Origin of the sequence: Clostridium sp. UBA5988, assembly GCF_002435615.1 — a bacterium.
Lineage (GTDB): Bacteria > Bacillota > Clostridia > Clostridiales > Clostridiaceae > Clostridium_J > Clostridium_J sulfidigenes.
Window position 1 is genome coordinate 102434 of record NZ_DJBA01000022.1, and the last position, 20173, is coordinate 122606.

Here is a 20173-nt window from a genome sequence, read left to right on the forward strand (position 1 = left end):
TTTATATTACAAATTCATTACAAAAATATTAAATATTACGGCATATGTTTAATTAACTACAGAACCTTCAAAAAATAATAGGACTGAAGAATACAAAGCATCTTCAGTCCTATTATTTCTATGAAGTTTTTTTATTGTTCTGCCGAGTTATATTAAGAAGTATTCCCATAAATAACATATTAATTACTAAGGAAGACCCTCCATAGCTTATGAATGGTAGAGGAACCCCTGTTACTGGCATAGAGCCTGTAACAACAGCAATATTGATTAAGCTTTGAATAACTACTACAGAAGTTATTCCTGTAGCTAATAGGGAACCGTACATATCCTTTGCCTTAGATGCTGCAATAACTCCCCTCCATAGAAACAGTATAAACAATATAATTATAAAGGCACAGCCTATAAAACCTAGTTCTTCACCTATAACTGACAATATAAAATCATTATGAGGTTCAGGAATATAAAAACACTTTTGTCTTGATTGACCTATTCCAACACCAATAAGTCCTCCAGAACCTAATGCTAAGAGAGATTGTACTAATTGATACCCATCTCCTTGAGAATCACTCCATGGATTAGTAAAACTTAAAAGTCTTCTAAGTCTATATTCCTCTGTTAAAATAAAAACAGCCCCTAAAACTCCTACAGTTCCTATTAATCCTCCCATGTGAATAACTTTAGTTCCAGCTACAAATAACATTATAAGACTAACCACCATGGTAACTGTGGCAATACTAAGATTCTTTTCAAGAAGAATCATCCCTGCTATAAAACCTGCAAATAAAAGGTTAGGCACTACGCCCTTCCAAAACTTTTTTATATTTTGAGGATTGCTTGATATATATTTTGCTACAAAAAGCACTACCACGTACTTTGCAATCTCCGATGGTTGGAAGGATAATGGTCCAAGTCTAATCCAACGCTGAGCTCCCTTTACTGGTGGAAATAAAAATACTAAGCAAAGGGCTATAAATGTAAAGATTATTAAAATTCTTGTATACTTTTTATACTTATGGTAATCGATATTTAATGTGATCATCATTCCAACAAGTCCAAGTCCAGCCCACTGAAGTTGTTTCCATAGAAAGTATTCTGCATCATCATATTTAAAGGCTGAAAAATATGAACTAGCACTATATACCATGACAACTCCCACTGTAACTAACATAATAATTACAGCAAAAAGTAGAAAGTCCACATCTCCCAATTTCATTTTGGGTTTTTTCATATTAAATTCCTCCTACGCCATTTTAATAAGTTAGTGCAAGGAATCCTATTAAACATAGTATAACTGTTATTATGGAAAATACTGCTACTATCTTACTTTCATGCCATCCCTTTAATTCAAAGTGATGATGTAGAGGTGCCATCTTAAATACTCTCTTTCCAGTAAGTTTAAAGGAAGCAACCTGAATAATTACTGAAAGAGTTTCTAATAAATAAACTCCACCTACAATTATTACTATTAGCTCTAGCTTTAATATCATAGCAATGGCTGCAACAGCTCCTCCAAGAGCTAATGAACCACCATCTCCCATGAAAATTTGTGCTGGATAAGAGTTGTACTTTAAGAATCCAAGAATAGCTCCAGCTAGAATTCCACAGAAAATTGCTAAAGTATAATATGCCATGCCAAAACTTACAAGAGCAAAGAAAGTCATAATTAAAAGGGTAATAGAACTACAAAGCCCATCTAATCCATCTGTAAGATTAACCGCATTAGTTACTGCTGCAAAGTATACTACTATAAAAGGTATAAATAGCACTTTTAAATCCCAAGTTACTGTACCTAGGAAAGGTATCATAATATCCGTTCCTATTTTATCCTTAGCATAATATCCAAAGACTATAGATACTATTACTAAAAGCAACATTTTTTGATAACTTTTTAAGCCTTCATTCTTCTTCTTGATTATCTTTAGACCATCATCTAAAAATCCAATAGCTCCAAAGGCAATAAGAGCATAAAGAGCAAGCATTGCTTCATCATGAGGATTTCTAACCATTAATATCATAGTAATACAAGTAGAAATAATAAATATTATTCCTCCCATGGTTGGAGTTCCCTGTTTTTTCAAATGACTTTGTGGTCCATCTTCTCTAATGTTTTGGCCAAATTTCAACTTGTGTAATGCTGGTATTATAAATGGTGCTACTGCAAAAGATATTATAAATGCTACTAAAATAGAATATATTAACTTATTCATATTCCATCCCTCCCTATATATTTTTCTTTTGTAATTCTTTAATTATATTTTCAAATTTCATAGATCTAGATGCCTTTATTAATAAAATATCATCACTTTCAATAGTTTTCTTTAATTCTGTTATTAGCTCCTCCATGGAATTAAAAGCCATAAAATTTTCACTGCCATAGCCCTTTTTAAAGTTCTCATTAAACTCTCCTAGGGTAAATAATAAATCTATGCCCCTTGCCTTTGCATAAGCTCCTACCTGCTCATGCGCTCTAGCAGAATCCTCACCTAGTTCCTTCATAGTTCCAAGGACAGCAATTTTTCTTCCATTATATTGTTTTAAAACCTCTAGAGCAGCCTCCATAGAATCTGGACTTGCATTATAAGCATCATTTATTATAGTATAGTTATCTAAATTTACAACATCCAATCTCATAGATGTAGCCTCTAAATTTTCTATTCCTCCTTGGATTTCTTCATAGGTAACCTTAAGCTCTCTAGCTACAGCTATTGCCAATAATGAATTAAGCACATTATGTTTTCCTGGTACTGGTACTTTTATAGTAGCATTTACATCCTCACCATTTTCCTTAACACCAAACTCTATACTGTCCTTATTTATAATTATTCTACAACCTTTAAAATTATAATCACTATCTATACCAATTTTTACAATTTTATATTTATCTGTGTAATAATTGTGAAGCATATCATTATCTCCATTTATAATTAACACATTTTCTTCTGTAAAATTATTTGCTATTTCTAGTTTAGCTTTTAAAATATTTTCTCTAGTCTTTAAGTTTTCTAGGTGAGATGTACCTATGTTAGTTATGACCCCTATAGATGGTTTTGATACTTTTGCCAAGGTATCAATTTCTCCCAAATCACTCATCCCCATCTCTAAAATTGCAACCTGGTAAGTTTTATCTAATTTAAATATCATCAAAGGAAGGCCAATATCATTATTAAAATTCCCTTGGGTTTTAAACACCTTATATTTTTTGCTAAGAGCTGCTGCCATTAAATCCTTTGTGGATGTCTTACCTGTAGAACCAGTAATTCCTACAACCTTTATATCTAAAGTGCTAATATAGTAGGATGCTAAATCAAGAAGGGCCCTCTTAGTGTCCTTAACTAAAATTATAGATAAATCTTTTTCATCTAAATCTTCATATTGTTCTTTTTCATGTACTATACAAAGTTTTGCTCCACTATCTATAGCTCCCTTTACAAATTTATGACCATCAAAGTTTTCTCCCTTGATTGCTATAAAAATATCTCCCAAAGAGACATTTCTACTATCTATGGTTACATTAGAAAACTCTTCTGTAGCTCCACTAATTAATATTTCTCCGGATATAGCCTCAGCTATTTCCTTTAACCTTATAGTTTCCATCTAAAGCTCCAACTCCTCTATCAATTCTAATACAACTTCCTTTTCATCAAAATGAATAGTTTCATTTTTAAGGATTTGGTAAGTTTCATGTCCTTTTCCTGCAATTACTATAATATCATCTTTTTCCCCGAGGAGTAAGGCTGTTTTTATGGCTTCTCTTCTATTTTCAATAAGTTTATAGTTAGATTTCTCAACCCCAGCCTTAATATCTTCTAATATCATATAAGGATCTTCGCTTCTTGGATTATCAGAGGTTATTATGGCTATATCACTGAGTTCTGTTCCTATTTCACCCATGATAGGTCTTTTGGTTCTATCTCTATCACCTCCACACCCAAAGATACAAATCAACTTCCCTTTAGTAAGTTCTCTAAGATTTTCTAAGATATTTTTTAAGCTATCTGGAGTATGAGAATAATCTCTAATTACTTGAAAACCCAAGTTCATCCCTAAAGTTAAGTTCTCACATCTTCCAGGCACTGTAACCTTAGAAAGGCCTTCAATAATAGTATCCATATCTATACCTTCATCTAAGGCAGCCCCAATACAACCTAGTGCATTATAAACATTATACCTACCAGGTATAGGCAACTGAACTTTATATGTTTTTTCATTTCCTTTTAAATTAAATATAATTCCTGTAGATTCTAAATTAATGTCTGTTCCCTTTAAATCACTTTCTTTTTCAATAGAATAAGTAGTTACTCTTGAATTTATTTTTTCAAGAAGCTTAATTCCATAACTATCATCTACATTTACCACAGAATGTTTACAGATTTTAAACAATTTGCTTTTTGCATTAAAGTAGTTTTCAAAGGTTTTATGGAAATCTAAATGATCTTGAGTTAGATTTGTGAATATCCCTTGTGAAAATTCAATTCCATAAACTCTATCTAAGTCTAAAGAGTGAGATGAAACTTCCATAACACAATAATCTATATCACTGTCCACCATATCCTTAAAAAGCTGTTGCAATTCCAAAGATTCTGGAGTAGTTTTTTCTGTATGAATCTCCTTATTCCCTATATAGTTAGCTATGGTACCTATTAGTCCAACTTTATACCCTTTAGCCTCTAATATTCCTTTTAGCATAAAGGCAGAAGTAGTCTTACCATTGGTACCAGTTATACCTATTATTTTCATCTTTTTACTTGGATTGTTATAAAAGTTTGAAGCTGCTATAGCTAATGCCCTTCTACCATTTTCAACTTTTATAAATGTTATGCCTTCAACAAGAGTCACATCTTTTTCAACCACCACAGTTTTAGCACCATTTTCTATAGCCTTTGATATAAAATTGTGTCCATCTACATTAAATCCTCCTATGGCAAAAAACATATCTCCACATTTTATCTTTCTACTATCATATTGAGGATTATTAATTTCTATACTCTTATCTCCACTTAATACTGTATAGGTTAATCCCTTTAATATCTCTTCTATTTTCACCCTGCTCACATCCTTAAAATACTTTTCTTTCTAATTAAAACATTGTCCAAAATTTAATTTTTATACCTTATAGCATATAAAATCCGGTAGCACAAGTCAACCTGTAACTACCGGATAATCTAATCTACTAAGGTGCCAAGATGGAAGGTTACCGTGGTTCCTTTTTTAATTTCTTGGTTTCCTGCAACACTTTGTTCTACCACTAGACCTTCACCTATAAATTCACTCTTTAATCCTAAATCATCGAAAAGCCTTATGATACTTTCCTTTGTAAATCCTTTTAAATCAGGAATTATAACTGTATCTGTGTTTCCATTACTGCCTCCTGCATATAGGATTATTTCTTTACCTTCCTTAAGAGTAAACCCTGGCTTTGGATTTATATCTGTTATAGTGCCTCCACTACCTTCTACTCTAATAGTTAACCCTGCATCAGTTATTACCTTTTTAGCATCTGCAACTGATAATCCTCTAACCTCAGGAACAATTACATCTGCTTTTAAACTTTCATCAACCTCCATATAGCTTCCATTAGGCTTCATTTCTGTATAATTAAACAAATCATTAAATAACTTTTGTCCAACTGGGGCAGCAATTTGTCCTGCATAGTACCAAGATGGATTTGGTTCATCAATAGATACAAATACTGTATATTTGGGATTATCAGCAGGTGCCATCCCTGCAAAGGATGAAAGATATTTACCATTTGCATATCCACCATTAACAGTGTCTACCTTTTGTGCTGTACCTGTTTTACCAGCAATTCTATATCCATCGATTTTAGCCTTTGATCCTCCGCCAGCACCAACTACTTGTTCTAAATGAGACCTCATTTCAGTCATAGCCTCTGGAGTAAACTGTTGTTGTTTTTCTATTTTATAGGTTTCATCAACTACTAGCTCTTCCTTATCATCATAATGATTTATTTCCTTCATTAAATGAGGTGTTATCAAATATCCACCATTGGCAATTGCATTGAAAGCTCTCATAAATTGAACCCCTGTAGTTGTATTGCTTTGTCCAAAGGATATAGTAGCTAAGTCTGTTACAGATATATCTTTTGTGGCTTTAACTATACCTGCTGATTCACCTGGTAAATCAATTCCTGTTTTATGTCCTAGCCCAAATTTTTCAATATATTCGTTAAGGTTCGCAGCACCTAATCTCTCTCCTAAAATCATAAATCCAACGTTACAAGAATTTTTTAATATTTCTTCAAAGGTTTGAGGACCATGACCTGAAGTCTTCCAACAGTGAATATTTCTTCCTCCAATATTAAGGGAGCCTCCACAATTAAAAGCTTCTCCCTCTGTAAGAATCCCTTTTTCTATAGCCGCCGTAGCTGTAACTACCTTAAAAATAGAACCTGGCTCATAGGCATCACTGACTAATCTATTTCTCCACATCTGCTGAATGTCATCATCTGATGTTCCACCAACCCATGGATTATTAGGATCATAATCTGGCTTATTTGCTAAAGCCAATATTTCTCCTGTATTAGGGTCCATAACCATAATTGATACTGCTTTAGCCTCATTATCTGCCAAGGCCTCTTCAGCTAGTTTTTCTGCAAAGTTTTGTATATTTTCATCAATGGTAGTAACTACGTTTCTTCCATCGATAGGTTCTGTAAATTCTGAGATTGTATATGGTAATCCCTCACTCTTTTGGTCAATTTCAGCAACTTTAATTCCTGGAACTCCAGATAGATACTTATTATAATAAAGCTCTAACCCTGTAAGTCCTTCTCCATCTGAATTAGTATGACCTAATATATGGGCAGCAAAATTACCATTTGGATAATACCTTTTGGTATCAGGTGATATTACTATACCATTTATGTTATTATTTTTACAAAACTCTCTTATGGCATCTGTTGCATCCTTTTCTATTCTTCTCTTTAATATTGCAGAGCCTCTAGGTTTTCCATTGGGAAGAGGATTAGTTAATATGTGTAATACATCAGCCTGTTCTTCTCCAATTATTCCACTTAGAGTTGTTGCAACTTGCTCCATGGTCATTCCATTATTTTCTATATCTTTTCTTAAAGTGTTCAAATCTAAGTCCGCTCTATAAACATTAGCACTTATTGCTAGCTCATTACCATTTCTATCTAATATCTTACCTCTTTTAGCATTTATCCTAACATCACTGGTCCATTGCTGTTTCGCTAAAGACTTATAGGTTGATTCTTCAACAAACATAACATAACCTAATCTTATACTTAATCCTAGAAAAACTAAGAAGGCTAATAGCATAGCTAACATCATTCTCTTTTTCATTAATACCTTATCAACAAAATATTTCTTTGCCACCTACAATTACCTCACTAACTAATTAAATAATAAGTTTTTAATTTTACTTAATAAACTAACCCCTTTTTCTTCATTAGTGCTACTTGTAGCTATCTCTTTAATTGCATTAATATCACAATAGATTGCATTAGTACTCTTTGGTTCAACCATTTTTAATTCTTTAGTGGCAACTTCTTCTATGTAGGAAAAATTGTTAAACTTAAGTAATTTTATTCTCAAATCTTCACTCTCTTCTGCTAGCGTTTGTATCTGCTCTTGAAGAACTATTATTTCCTTTTGATTATTATATATAGCACTGTATCTAGATACAATAATAGCCCCAACTAATCCCGCTGCTACTATACTTCCATTAAGCTTTAAAAATTTTGCTATCTTTTGCTTCCTAATTTTTCTTAATTCTTCTTTACTTGGCCCTTGTTTAGTAGGATTTTTTACCCTTTCTCTAGGTAACGGATTTACCTGAGAAGCTAAAGCTGTATTCCCACTTACCCTATTCTTTCTATTTTCTACTACCATTTTACTACCCCCATCTAGTTTTTAGAACTAAATCTTTTTACATCCCCTTAACTTGGCACTTTTACTTCTTGAATTATTATCAAGTTCTTCCTTAGTAGCTTCTATAGGCTTTTTGTTAATTAATTTAATTATTGGCTTTTTCCCACACACACACATAGGAAGATCCTTAGGACACTTACATGGATCTACTAAATCTCTAAACTTATTTTTTACAATCCTATCTTCTAACGAATGGAATGTAATTATTGCCATAATTCCATCCTTATTTAAAGCTTCTATGCCATCGCCTATAGCCCTATCTAAAATACTCAATTCACTGTTTACTTCTATTCTAATACCTTGAAATGTTCTTTTAGCAGGGTGTCCACCTTCCCTTTTAAACTTGGCAGGTATGCACTCATCTATAATTTTTACAAGTTCAAGGGTAGTTTCAACAGGTTTTACTTTTCTTTTTTCTACTATCCTGCTGGCAATTCTTCTTGAAAACTTCTCCTCCCCAAAATCTCTAAGAATTCTAAAGAGTTCATCCTCACTATATTCATTCACTACATTATAGGCTGAAAAAGCTTCTTCCCTATTCATTCTCATATCTAAAGCTGCTTCCTTCATATAGCTAAAGCCTCTTTCACCTTGATCCAACTGATAAGAGGAAACTCCTAAATCCATTAGTATACCATCAACTTTTTCTATTCCTAAAGACTCTAATATGTCCTTAATATTATAAAAATTATTGTGTACATAGGTAACGTTATTATAATCCTTTAGCTTTTCCTTTGCAGCCTTAAGGGCATCTAAATCTTGGTCTATTCCTATTAACCTTCCCTTTGGTGAAAGTTTCTTTAAAATTTCCTTTGAATGACCTGCTCCACCTAAAGTGCAATCAACATATATACCATCTTCTTTAATATCTAACATTTCTATGCATTCATCTAACATTACTGAAAAGTGTTTAAATTCCATTATATATTCTCCTTTGTTTCGTCTATGGTTTATATAATATAAACTATAGAATCCATTTATACACTTTTCATTGTACCATAAATAATTCTATAAGTTTACATAAATTCCTTTTAAATATTCCATAAATGAAAAACTTTTTTTAAACAAATTTATAAATATATATAAAGAATTTTCAACTAATTTCAAATATATTACATTTATATAATATAATTCCTTATTTTTCTACGGCTTTTTCCCTATTACTCTATATAACTTGTAGAATTATTGAAATTCCCTTTTCTGTAGAGTATAATTTAAAAGAATGAAATTTTTAAGTAATAAGCCACATGGTTTACATAGAAAGGACGAATATTATATGAAATTAGGAATAGTAGGTTTACCTAACGTAGGAAAGAGTACATTATTTAATGCCATTACAAAAGCAGGAGCAGAGTCTGCTAACTATCCATTTTGTACTATAGAGCCAAATGTAGGAGTTGTTAGTGTACCTGACAACCGTCTTGATGTATTACAAAAATTATATAATTCTAAAAAACAAGTACATACTGCCATAGAATTCTATGACATAGCAGGATTAGTTAAAGGAGCAAGTAAAGGTGAAGGACTTGGAAACAAATTTTTATCTCATATAAGAGAAGTAGCTTCAATTGTTCATACTGTTAGATGTTTTAAAGATGATAATGTTGTTCATGTAGAAGGATCTGTATCACCTATAAGAGATATTGAAACTATTAATTTAGAATTAATTTTTTCTGATTTAGAAGTGCTAGAAAGAAGAATGGAAAAATCTATAAAACTAGTACGCTCAGGGGATAAGACTGCAAAAGTTGAATATGCAATTATGGAAAAAATTAAAAAACATTTAGAAGATAATATGCCAGTTAGAACTTTAGAGTTTACAGATGAAGAAGAAGAATTTGTTAAATCTCTTTTCTTAATAACTTCTAAACCTGTATTATATGCATGCAATGTAAGTGAAGAAGACTTAATGGAGTGTGGCGGAGAAAATGAAATGGTAAAAGAAGTAGAAGCCTATGCTGCTAAGGAAAAATCTGAAATTATCATAGTATGCGCTAAATTAGAAGAAGAATTATCTACATTAGATGATGAAGAAAAGAAAGACTTACTTTCAGAATATGGTCTTGAAGAATCAGGTCTTGATAAACTAATCCATGCAAGTTATAAACTTCTTGGTCTAATGAGCTACTTAACTGCTGGTGTTCAAGAGGTAAGAGCTTGGACAATTAAAATAGGTACAAAGGCACCTGCTGCTGCTGGTAAAATTCATACCGACATTGAGCGTGGATTTATCCGTGCTGAGGTAATTTCCTTTGATAAGTTAGTTGAATGTGGTTCTGAAGCTGCAGCTAAAGAAAAAGGATTCTACAGACTTGAAGGAAAAGAATATATAATGCAAGATGGAGATGTAGTAAACTTTAGATTTAATGTATAATTATTTATATTACTACAGGTAATTAAATAGGTATGAGTGAATTTCACTCATACCTATTTTTAACCCTACAATTATAAACATATATAACTATATAAATATATATAAATATGACTATATTACTATATACCTATTTCACTATATACCTATATTACTATATTAATTTTTACATATATAAATATTTATATATGGATATAGTTAACTATATAAATAGTTAACTATTTGTTCTATTCATGGGGGTTTCAAGGAATTCCCACCCTTTATTTACCATCATTTCTTCTCATATTCTATACACTGCTTACTTATTAGTTCCATTATATTATCCATAGTAATTTCTTCACCATCAAATACTAACTCCATGGCATCTTCTACAGTTTCCATAGTATATATTTTAAATTTACCTTCAAAGATTGCTCTCTCAACTTCTCTTGAAAGCACTAAATCATCTTTATTAGATAGAGGAATTACAACTCCCTTTCCTTCCGTATCATCCATGATTTTACACACTTCAAAGAATCCCTCAATTTTTTCATTTACACCACCTATAGGCTGTACTTGACCAAATTGATTTATAGATCCAGTAACTGAAATATTTTGTTTGATAGGAATCTTGCAAAGAGCAGATATTATAGCTAACGCTTCAGCTACTGATGCACTATCACCATCTATAACTCCATATAACTGCTCAAAGCTAAGATTGAAATCTACTGGTAGAGTTTTATATCCTCCATTGATATTATTAATATATCCTTTTAAAATATTAATTCCCTTAGTATGAATTTTACCACTGAGATTAGATTCCCTTTGAGCATCTATGATTTTTCCTTCTCCCTTAAAACAGGTGCAAGTTATTTTAACAGGCTTACCAAAACTTGTATATCCTGTATCAATGACAGAAAGTCCATTAATTTGTCCCACCTTGCTTCCTGAAACATCTATCAACAATTTTTTTTCATCATATAACTCTAGATATTCTCTTTCTATAGGTTCTTTCCTATAAGCAATGTTCTCTATATCATCTCCATCAATAAATTCCCTTGCCCCTTCTGCTGCTTTATAATTAGCTTGTATTATAAGGTTTGATAATTCATCATTGTCGAAATGTATCTTATTTTTGTTTTCTGCCTTTCTAGATAAAAATTTTGCAATTTCTCTTATGCCACTAGATGTTATAGGTTTAATATTATTTTCCTTAGACAATCTATTTATTTCTTTTAACAATACAGTTTTAACCTTATTCTCAGCCTTCAATACTCCCCTATAGTCAGCCCTTGTCTTAAATATTGTTCTGAATTCTTTATCATAGTTATACAATGCGTCATAAATATCATAATCCCCAATTATTATTACTTTAGTATTAATTGGCATAGGTACTGGTTTTAAACTACTTAAAGTAAATAGTTCTATATATCCTCTGTTGTAATCTAAGTCTACTTTTTCTGATATTATAGCTCTTTTCAAATAATAATAAGACTGAGAATTACTAAGTAGACTACTGGCTCTGAGAATTAGACATCCCCCATTAGCTTTTACATAACTACCTGCTCTTATGGATTTTACAGTAGATACATATATATTATTATGATTTTCATAATCTATAGACCCAAAAAGGTTAGATACACTAGGATCTTCTTCAAAGATTACTGGTGGATACTCAATATCTGAATTATCAACAATTACATTTACATCATATTTATATATAATGTCTCTTATAGCTTCTTCATCATCCTCGTAACTTATAGAATAGTTTTCCTCAAGTTCGCCCTTAATCTCAGTAATTAAGTAATGAATATAAGCCTTAGCCTCACTATCATCATTAAATTCTTCTTCTATTACTACATTTAACTCTTCCATTTCTTCTTTAAAAAAGTTATCCATTATCTCTCTAATTCTATTTATTTCATCATTTTTCATATTTCTTAACTTTTCTAATATATCATTAGCATTTATTTTTAACTCATCAACCTTATTTAATATTTTAAATTTATCTTCTTCCTTAAGATTATCGAATTCATCCTCTGTCATTTCTTTTCCGTCAACTAGGGGTATAAATGTAAATCCCTCCCCACTAGTTTTTATATCAAAGCCATAGTCTTTAGAAAGTTTAATTAAATCTCCCACTATTTTGCTACGCCTGTCTTTAATAGTACTAATAAGGTATTCTTTTTCTTTATTATCTACGCCATTATAAAATTTAAATATACTTTCTGCATAAAATTCTTGAATTTTGTCTACTACCTTTTTAAGCTTATTTCCATATCCATTGTTAACAAACAAAGGAACAGGCTCCTTTGCATTTCCTTTTATAACATAACATATATCCTTTGGTGGCTTTCCACCCGTCAATATATGTTTTACATAGCTAATAATATGTTTTACTCTATCCTTACAAAATTCATCAACTAAGTAAATATTATACCCTTCACCATTTAAAAGAAGTGAGGTTTTTATTTTATTATATGCATCCTTATATTGTGGCAATATAAATTCGCCTTCTATTTCTCTATCTTCAACAATTTCAAAATCGTACAAAACTTCACTGGGTTTTAAAACTCTTTTCATACTGTCCTCCCAAATAAAATCATTTAATATATTAATATTCTTATAAAAGGACTTTTGGAACAAAAACATAAAAATTCATATTATAATTTTAAAAAAATCATGATATAATTTTTAAAGATTAAACATAAACTTGTTATAACAACTTAATTATTATATAATAATGATATTGTGTAATATTATACACTTGAATACAGTCAGATATTATACGTAGTTATTTATTCTTCATGTAAAGGAGTTATTCATATGGGATTCAAAGACAAATTATCACAAAGTTATTCTAACGCTTTTATAAATAGATATGGTGATAGAATAACGCAAGTTCAAGGAAGGGCTTTATCTGTTAAAACAGAGGAAAAATCTTTTCTTGGAATTTTAAATACTATTATTGTTACTATTGTAGTAAAACAAGACAGTGCTAGAACTATAGCAACTTGTGTTTATAAGAAAAAGAGATGGTTTAAAAAGCCAGAATTCATTCCTGTATCTCAAGGTCATTCTTTATTAATCCAAGGTTTAAAACCTGATTATTCTAAAAAGAAAAAGAAGAAAAAGAAATTTAAGGACTACATAAGCATAATGAACGTTATGAACCTTACTAATAAGAGAGACTTAGTTCCTGTTGAAGGTGGTCAAAAGAAGATACAGAGAGTAAGACAAGATAGAAGATTTAAATAAGTAATGAAGCTCCCTTAGCTGGGGCGTAATAGTAAAAACTTAACTTATTAGTTAACACAGGATACTACTTGTATCCTGTGTTTTTTTGACATACCTATAAAAAAGATGTACAATTCTAAATTGGTAGTACCAATTTAGAAAGGGATGTTTATATGAAGTATTTTCGTCAATTTGGAATTATTTTGGCAGTAACTTTTATTGGAGAAATATTAAAATATATTATTCCATTACCTATTCCTGCTAGTATATATGGTTTAATTCTCATGCTTGTAATTTTAAAAACAAAAATAATTTCCCTTGAACAAGTGAAGGAAACTGGAACTTTTTTAATAGAAATTATGCCTCTTATGTTTATACCAGCAGCGGTGGGTTTATTAGTTTCTTGGGACGTACTAAAGGATATTTGGATTCCTGTTATTATAATAACTATTTTAACCACAGTTATTGTAATGATAGTTACTGGTAAAGTTACCCAGTTTATCATTAAGCTAGAGAGGATGAATAAAAATTGAAGGATTTATTATGCAATTCAGCATTTTTCGGAGTAGTGGTCAGTATTCTAGGCTATGAAATAGGGTTGTTTTTAAAAAAGAAATTTAATAATGGGATCTTTAATCCCTTACTTATTTCAATTCTTTTTGTAATGGTAGCTTTAGTTATTTTTAAAGTAGATTTTGAAAGTTACAATAATGGAGCAAAATATTTAAGTTATTTACTAACTCCTGCTACAGTATGTCTAGCAATCCCTCTATATGAGCAACTGGATTTATTAAAAAACAATTTTAAAGCTATTATAATAGGAATTTTTTCAGGAGTAGCAGCCAGTCTTATAAGTGTATTTTTATTGGCTTTGCTTTTTCAGTTTACCCATGAACAGTATGTAACCTTGCTTCCAAAATCCATTACCACAGCTATAGGAATGGGAATTTCAGAAGAGCTAAATGGAATTGTCACAATTACAGTAGCTGTTATTATTGTAACTGGTATTATTGGTAATATCCTTGCTGAAGTTATTTGTAAGGTATTTCATATCCATGAACCAATTGCTAAAGGCATTGCCATAGGAACCTCTTCCCATGCCATAGGAACTTCAAAGGCAATGGAAATTGGAGAAATAGAAGGTGCTATGAGCGGTCTTGCAATAGCAGTGGCAGGTTTATTCACAGTAATTGGTGCCTCCATCTTTGCTAATCTTTTATAATTAGGCTCTGCTTAAAATTACAGTGATATATTTGTACAAGCTATTAAATTCTCTCAAACATATATGACTTTAACAAGCTATAAGCATATAAATAGCCAAGGTATCTACAGTGATATGCTTCCCTTATGGCAGACAATTTAAATAACAAAACTGTCTATTATAAGGATGAACATATGAGAAAGTACCTTGGCTATTTTTTTTACTTAAAATATTCTTAATTTCTGTTTCCTACAAAAGTAGCAATGCTATTAATAAAGGATATTATTCCTGAGAAAAATACAATGATTGCCCACTGTCCAATACCTATAGACATGGTATGGAATATACCTTGTAACATAGGAACATATATTACTAATAAAAGTGCTGTCACTGAAATAATAACAGAACCTAGTAGATACATATTGGTAAAAGGATTGATTTCAAAGAGAGAATACTTTTCACTTCTACATTCAAATACGTGAATTAACTGTGAGCAAATTAAAGTTCCAAGGGCTAAAGTTCTACATACTCCTAATCCATATCCATAATACTTACCCGCTAAGAATGCAAGAACTGTACAAACACCAATTAATGCACCTCTAATTAATATCTTTTCTTTTAATCCCCTTGCAAAAACACTTTCGCCTTTTTTTCTTGGCTTTTCATACATTATATTTTTATTTGGTGGGTCTACTCCAAGAGCTATAGCTGGAAGTCCATCAGTAACTAAATTTACAAATAAAATTTGAATTGGAAGCAGTGGTACTTCTAAATAAAACAATGAAGCTAAGAACATAGTCAATACTTCACCTAAGTTACAAGATAATAGATATCTTATAAATTTTCTAATATTATCATATATAACTCTACCTTCTTCTACTGCAGTTACAATAGTAGCAAAGTTATCATCTAATAATATCATAGATGCAGCTTCCTTAGTTACATCTGTTCCTGAAATTCCCATAGCTATTCCAATGTCAGCTTCTTTAATAGCAGGGGCATCATTAACTCCATCCCCAGTCATAGCTACAATATTACCCCTACTTTTAAAAGCCTTTACTATTCTTAATTTATGTTTAGGGCTAACTCTTGCAAATATTCTATAATCATCTATGGACTTTTCAAGTTCCTTATCATTTATTCTATCAAGTTCAGCTCCTGTAATTACTTCCTTGCTTTCATTACATATATTTAGATCTTTTCCTATGGCAAAGGCTGTATTTTTGTGATCACCTGTAATCATAACTGGTCTTATTCCTGCAACCCTGCATTTTAAAACTGCATCCTTTACTTCTTTTCTTGGTGGGTCTATAATTCCAGCTACACCTACAAAAATTAAACCATTCTCCACCTTGTCTCCCTTAATTAAGTTATTCTCTTTATATGCACCTGCAATGCATCTAAGAGCTCTAAAGGACATATCATCAATAAGTTTTTCTACACTTCTTCTATAAGGAATAGTTAATGGTTCTACCCTTCCATTTACTAATATATGTGAACATCTATCAAGTATTCGCTCTGGAGCTCCTTTAACATAACATACATCCTTCTTAGTAGTTACGTCCTTCACAATTACGGTCATCATTTTTCTTGTAGAATCAAAGGGGATATCAAAAATCCTCTCTACTTTACTATTAAATCCTTCTATTTCAGAAACCTTTTTAAAGAAGCCTTTTATTAAAGCAGTCTCCGTTGGGTCTCCCATTAAAGCCTTTTCCATGGAATTAGAAGAATAATTATAGTTACAATCATTACAATATACAAATATCTTTTTTAAAATGTCATGGTCAAAACTTTTGTCTTCATCAATATCATGAATTTTTCCATTATGAAGAAGTGCTGTTACCGTCATTCTATTTTCTGTTAAAGTTCCTGTTTTATCACTACATATTACAGAGGTACATCCTAGAGTTTCCACCGCTGGTAACTTTCTTACTAGGGCATTTCTCTTAAGCATTCTTGATACTCCTAAAGCAAGGGCAACAGTTACTATAGCTGATAACCCTTCCGGAATAGCAGCAACGGCTAAACTAACTCCAGATAAAAACATGTCATATACATTTTCACCTCTATAAATACCTAAAAAGGTTACTACTGCACATATAGTTAAGCAAAGAACTACAAGTACTTTTCCAAGGGAATTTAATCTTTCCTTTAGTGGTGATGGTTCATCTTCTATAGAGTGAAGCATATGAGCTATTCTACCCATTTCTGTATTCATTCCAGTTCCATATACCTTTGCTTTTCCCCTACCTGTCAATACGATAGTTCCCATATATATATTATTATCACTATCCTCTGGATTCTTGTGCACTCCTACGGATTCACCAGTTAGAAGAGATTCATCCATCATAAGATTATTTCCTTCAACTAAAATACTATCAGCAGGTATCCTATCCCCACTTTCTAATATAACCAAATCTCCTGGTACTAGATATATGGAATTAATAACTTCAATTTTTCCATCCCTTATTACCTTAGCAGTAGGTGAGGATAATTTTTTTAACTGTTCTAAGGACTTTTCAGTTTTATATTCTTGAACAAAACCTAAAATTCCATTCATTACTATAATTATTAGGATAGTTATAGCGTCTGCTTTATCCCCCATAAAACCCGATATAACAGTTGCCACCATTAGTATCCAAATAATCAAATCATTAAATTGTGATAAGAATATTTTTATAGGTGACACTTTTTTCTTACTCTGTAACTCATTTAGTCCGTATTCTTTCAGCCTATCTTCTATTTCATTGGTAGATAGCCCTCTATATTCTTTAGCACTCACATTTTTTCCCCCTTACAATTTTTTTATTTATAGTTAGAAATAATCTATCATTAAAATATATGTACCATCCTACCAGTATATGAAAACTTTAACTTTACATAAGGTAAATAAACCTTTAAAATACTAATTATAAATAATAATAGATATTATAAAGGAAGGTTATTCATGGTAAATAAGGTATACATAACAGGTCATAGAAATCCTGACTCTGATTCTATTTGTGCAGCTATTGCTTATTCAGAGTTTAAAAATAAAACCCAACGAATCAATGCTATTCCAATTAGACTAGGGGAAATTAGTAGAGAAACTCAATTTATCCTAGATCACTTTGGAGTTCAGCCACCACAGCTTGTTCAAACTGTAAAACCTCAAATTATAGATTTAAAAATAGATACAGTAGCTCCTATTGCTTCAGACATATCCTTAAAAATGGCTTGGTCTATAATGAAGCAAAAAAACATTAAAACTCTCCCAGTTATATATCCTAATGAAAAATTAGCTGGAATTGTATCTGTATCAAATCTGGCTGCTAGCTATCTAGACATTTGGGATAATTACGTTTTAGCTAAAAGTAAAACAAGTCTAAGTAACATTTTAGAAACTCTATCCGCTAAAATTGTTTACTTATCAGATGAAAACTTAGAACTTAAGGGGAAAGTTGTAGTTTCTATGATGGAACCAAATGATAGAAATTTAATAGAAGCGGAAGATATTTGTATCTGTGGAGACCGTGAGTTAGTTCAAGAATTTGTATTAGATTGTAATGCTAGATTAATGATAATCACTAATAATACAACTCCCTCTGAAAAAATTATTGACCTAGCTAAAGAAAAAGGATGCACTATAATCACTACTCCTTATGACTCTTTTACTGCTGCTAGATTAATACCTCAAAGTATTCCTATAGAATACGTAATGACTAAAAATAATTTAATTACCTTCTCTACTAGTGACTTCATTGAGGAGATTAAAGATATTATGCTAGAAACTAGATATAGAAGTTATCCAGTTTTAGATGAAGATGGTTCCGTAGTTGGAAGCATTTCCAGATATCATTTAATAACCCAACAAAGAAAGAAAGTAATTTTAGTGGATCATAACGAAAAGACTCAGTCTGTAGACGGTCTTGAAGATGCAGACATTTTAGAAATTATCGACCACCATAGAATAGGAGATATTCAAACAGGTCAACCAATATACTTTAGAAATGAGCCTGTAGGAAGTACTTCTACCATAGTTGCTAATATTTTCTTTGAAAATGGAATTAGACCATCTAAGAAAGTAGCTGGATTATTATGTGGCGCTATTATTTCCGATACTCTACTATTAAAATCTCCAACAGCAACTATTGTAGACGAAATCATCCTAAAGAGATTAGCTGAAATAGCAAGTATAGATATAGAAAAATTTGCTCAAGAGATGTTTAAAGCCGGAACTTCATTAGAAGGAAAAAGCTCAAAGGAACTTTTATACCAAGATTTCAAAATCTTTAATATGGGTAATTTTAAAGTAGGTGTTGGACAAATAACAACTACTTATATGGATGGATTTACTCCACTAATTAATGATTTAAAAACTGTAATGAATGAAAAAGCAAATCAAGGAAAGTTTGACCTAATTATTCTTATGGTTACTGACATATTTAAAAGTTCTTCTTTATTCATTGTGTGTGGCGAACACAAAGAAGTATTCTCAAGAGCCTTTAACATTAAATTAAACAATGGAACCGCATATATTGACCAGGTAGTTTCTAGAAAGAAACAAGTTATTCCACCTCTTACAGAGGTTATAAACCAAATTAAGTAATTCTTTAGCTCAAAAGGAGGCTGTCCCTAAAGACAGCCTCCTTTTGTTTACTGTACCACTAATTTGAGAATTGATCCCTTATTAATAATATAAATCCAAAATATAACAAAGAAAATAAAACACACTCCATATATCACAGTTAAAAAATCCTTAACACATAAATCATCAATCTTTCCTTGATACACACCATAACTTTTTAGATAATGTACCCCCTTATCTTCTATGTAGTAAAAATTAACTGATTCTATATATGCAGCAAAAATATAAATGTTTAAAAGTGGATTAGTAAATAGATTTTTTAAAAAATCCCCCTTGAAATTAATTTTAAAGGTTTTATTTCTAATAATATAGACAATATATAAGAACATTCCACCTATTAGAGTTGGAATAATATTTAACACATTTAATATACCATTAATAAACTTTAGACTCTCATCGTCACTGATATAATATATTAATGTATATATTACTCCCCCTCCATTACCTATGATTAGAATATAAATTAAGGGTGCTAAAAAACCACAAATCAATGATTTGCTAATTAAGGATAAAGTATTGTAAAACTCCTTTTTTTCAGTGGATTTTTTAATTACTGTTTTTCTTTCACTATTGCTTATCTCAATAACGAAGAAAGCTACAATAGCATTAATAATCTCCCTATTAGATATAAGACTTATAATTACCCCTATGGTAGGTATAAGTATAAAGTATACCCATTGTAAAACTACTTTGCTTCTTATTTTAGCACTAAATTTCTCATTGACCTTTATTGCTAATCTATGTCTATCAAACTTCCAAAATAATATACTTAGCAAACATCCAAATAAATATCCTACCCCATAATATCACCCCTCCTATTTAAAATTTATCCTTTGTTAATG

The 20173-nt window shown here is 31.0% G+C and carries 15 protein-coding genes; 5 read left to right on the forward strand and 10 right to left on the reverse strand.

Annotated elements, in window-relative coordinates:
• Positions 1-118: 118 nt before the first annotated feature.
• The 7 genes from spoVE to rsmH form a co-directional block, all read right to left on the reverse strand.
• Positions 119-1228 carry a stage V sporulation protein E gene (spoVE, locus tag B3J31_RS05035; protein WP_150844857.1) on the reverse strand — a complete coding sequence of 370 codons (1110 nt, stop codon included), beginning with the start codon at positions 1226-1228 and terminating at the stop codon, positions 119-121.
• A gap of 22 nt (positions 1229-1250) precedes the next feature.
• Positions 1251-2207: a phospho-N-acetylmuramoyl-pentapeptide-transferase gene (gene mraY, locus B3J31_RS05040; protein ID WP_346868417.1), complete on the reverse strand. Its 957-nt coding sequence runs from the start codon at positions 2205-2207 to the stop codon at positions 1251-1253.
• A gap of 13 nt (positions 2208-2220) precedes the next feature.
• Positions 2221-3594, reverse strand: a complete 1374-nt coding sequence (locus B3J31_RS05045) for a UDP-N-acetylmuramoyl-tripeptide--D-alanyl-D-alanine ligase (protein WP_150844858.1) — start codon at positions 3592-3594, stop codon at positions 2221-2223.
• Entirely contained in the window at positions 3595-5043 is a 1449-nt protein-coding gene (locus tag B3J31_RS05050; RefSeq protein ID WP_346873690.1) for a UDP-N-acetylmuramoyl-L-alanyl-D-glutamate--2,6-diaminopimelate ligase, read from the reverse strand.
• A gap of 119 nt (positions 5044-5162) precedes the next feature.
• On the reverse strand, positions 5163-7358 hold the full coding sequence (locus B3J31_RS05055) for a stage V sporulation protein D (protein WP_346868418.1): 2196 nt from the start codon (positions 7356-7358) through the stop codon (positions 5163-5165).
• A gap of 18 nt (positions 7359-7376) precedes the next feature.
• Positions 7377-7874, reverse strand: a complete 498-nt coding sequence (locus tag B3J31_RS05060) for a septum formation initiator family protein (protein WP_346868419.1) — start codon at positions 7872-7874, stop codon at positions 7377-7379.
• A gap of 27 nt (positions 7875-7901) precedes the next feature.
• The gene (gene rsmH / locus B3J31_RS05065; protein WP_346868420.1) at positions 7902-8834 is read right to left on the reverse strand and encodes a 16S rRNA (cytosine(1402)-N(4))-methyltransferase RsmH; all 933 of its coding nucleotides are present in this window, start codon (positions 8832-8834) and stop codon (positions 7902-7904) included.
• 355 nt (positions 8835-9189) lie between these two features.
• Between rsmH and ychF the strand changes: the two genes are divergently transcribed.
• Positions 9190-10287, forward strand: a complete 1098-nt coding sequence (ychF, locus tag B3J31_RS05070) for a redox-regulated ATPase YchF (protein WP_035129283.1) — start codon at positions 9190-9192, stop codon at positions 10285-10287.
• Positions 10288-10554: 267 nt separating this feature from the next.
• Here the strand turns inward: ychF and B3J31_RS05075 are convergent, their stop codons facing one another.
• On the reverse strand, positions 10555-12846 hold the full coding sequence (locus B3J31_RS05075) for an AAA family ATPase (protein WP_346868421.1): 2292 nt from the start codon (positions 12844-12846) through the stop codon (positions 10555-10557).
• A gap of 243 nt (positions 12847-13089) precedes the next feature.
• Between B3J31_RS05075 and B3J31_RS05080 the strand changes: the two genes are divergently transcribed.
• The 3 genes from B3J31_RS05080 to B3J31_RS05090 all read left to right on the forward strand — a co-directional run bounded on the left by B3J31_RS05080 (position 13090) and on the right by B3J31_RS05090 (position 14722).
• On the forward strand, positions 13090-13521 hold the full coding sequence (locus B3J31_RS05080; RefSeq protein ID WP_150845003.1) for a hypothetical protein: 432 nt from the start codon (positions 13090-13092) through the stop codon (positions 13519-13521).
• A gap of 152 nt (positions 13522-13673) precedes the next feature.
• The gene (locus B3J31_RS05085) at positions 13674-14033 is read left to right on the forward strand and encodes a CidA/LrgA family protein (protein WP_346868422.1); all 360 of its coding nucleotides are present in this window, start codon (positions 13674-13676) and stop codon (positions 14031-14033) included.
• Positions 14030-14722: an LrgB family protein gene (locus B3J31_RS05090; RefSeq protein WP_346868423.1), complete on the forward strand. Its 693-nt coding sequence runs from the start codon at positions 14030-14032 to the stop codon at positions 14720-14722. Before B3J31_RS05085 ends, B3J31_RS05090 begins: the two co-directional genes overlap by 4 nt.
• Before the next feature lie 214 nt (positions 14723-14936).
• On the opposite strand, the gene B3J31_RS05095 is transcribed toward B3J31_RS05090, so the two are convergent.
• Complete coding sequence (locus tag B3J31_RS05095) at positions 14937-17486, reverse strand: calcium-translocating P-type ATPase, PMCA-type (RefSeq protein ID WP_346868424.1); 2550 nt, start codon at positions 17484-17486, stop codon at positions 14937-14939.
• Between the two features lie 165 nt (positions 17487-17651).
• Here B3J31_RS05095 and B3J31_RS05100 point away from each other — a divergent pair, with 165 nt between their 5' ends.
• Positions 17652-19292 carry a putative manganese-dependent inorganic diphosphatase gene (locus tag B3J31_RS05100; RefSeq protein WP_150845007.1) on the forward strand — a complete coding sequence of 547 codons (1641 nt, stop codon included), beginning with the start codon at positions 17652-17654 and terminating at the stop codon, positions 19290-19292.
• 47 nt (positions 19293-19339) lie between these two features.
• On the opposite strand, the gene B3J31_RS05105 is transcribed toward B3J31_RS05100, so the two are convergent.
• Positions 19340-20107: a hypothetical protein gene (locus B3J31_RS05105; RefSeq protein WP_150845008.1), complete on the reverse strand. Its 768-nt coding sequence runs from the start codon at positions 20105-20107 to the stop codon at positions 19340-19342.
• Positions 20108-20173 lie beyond the last annotated feature (66 nt).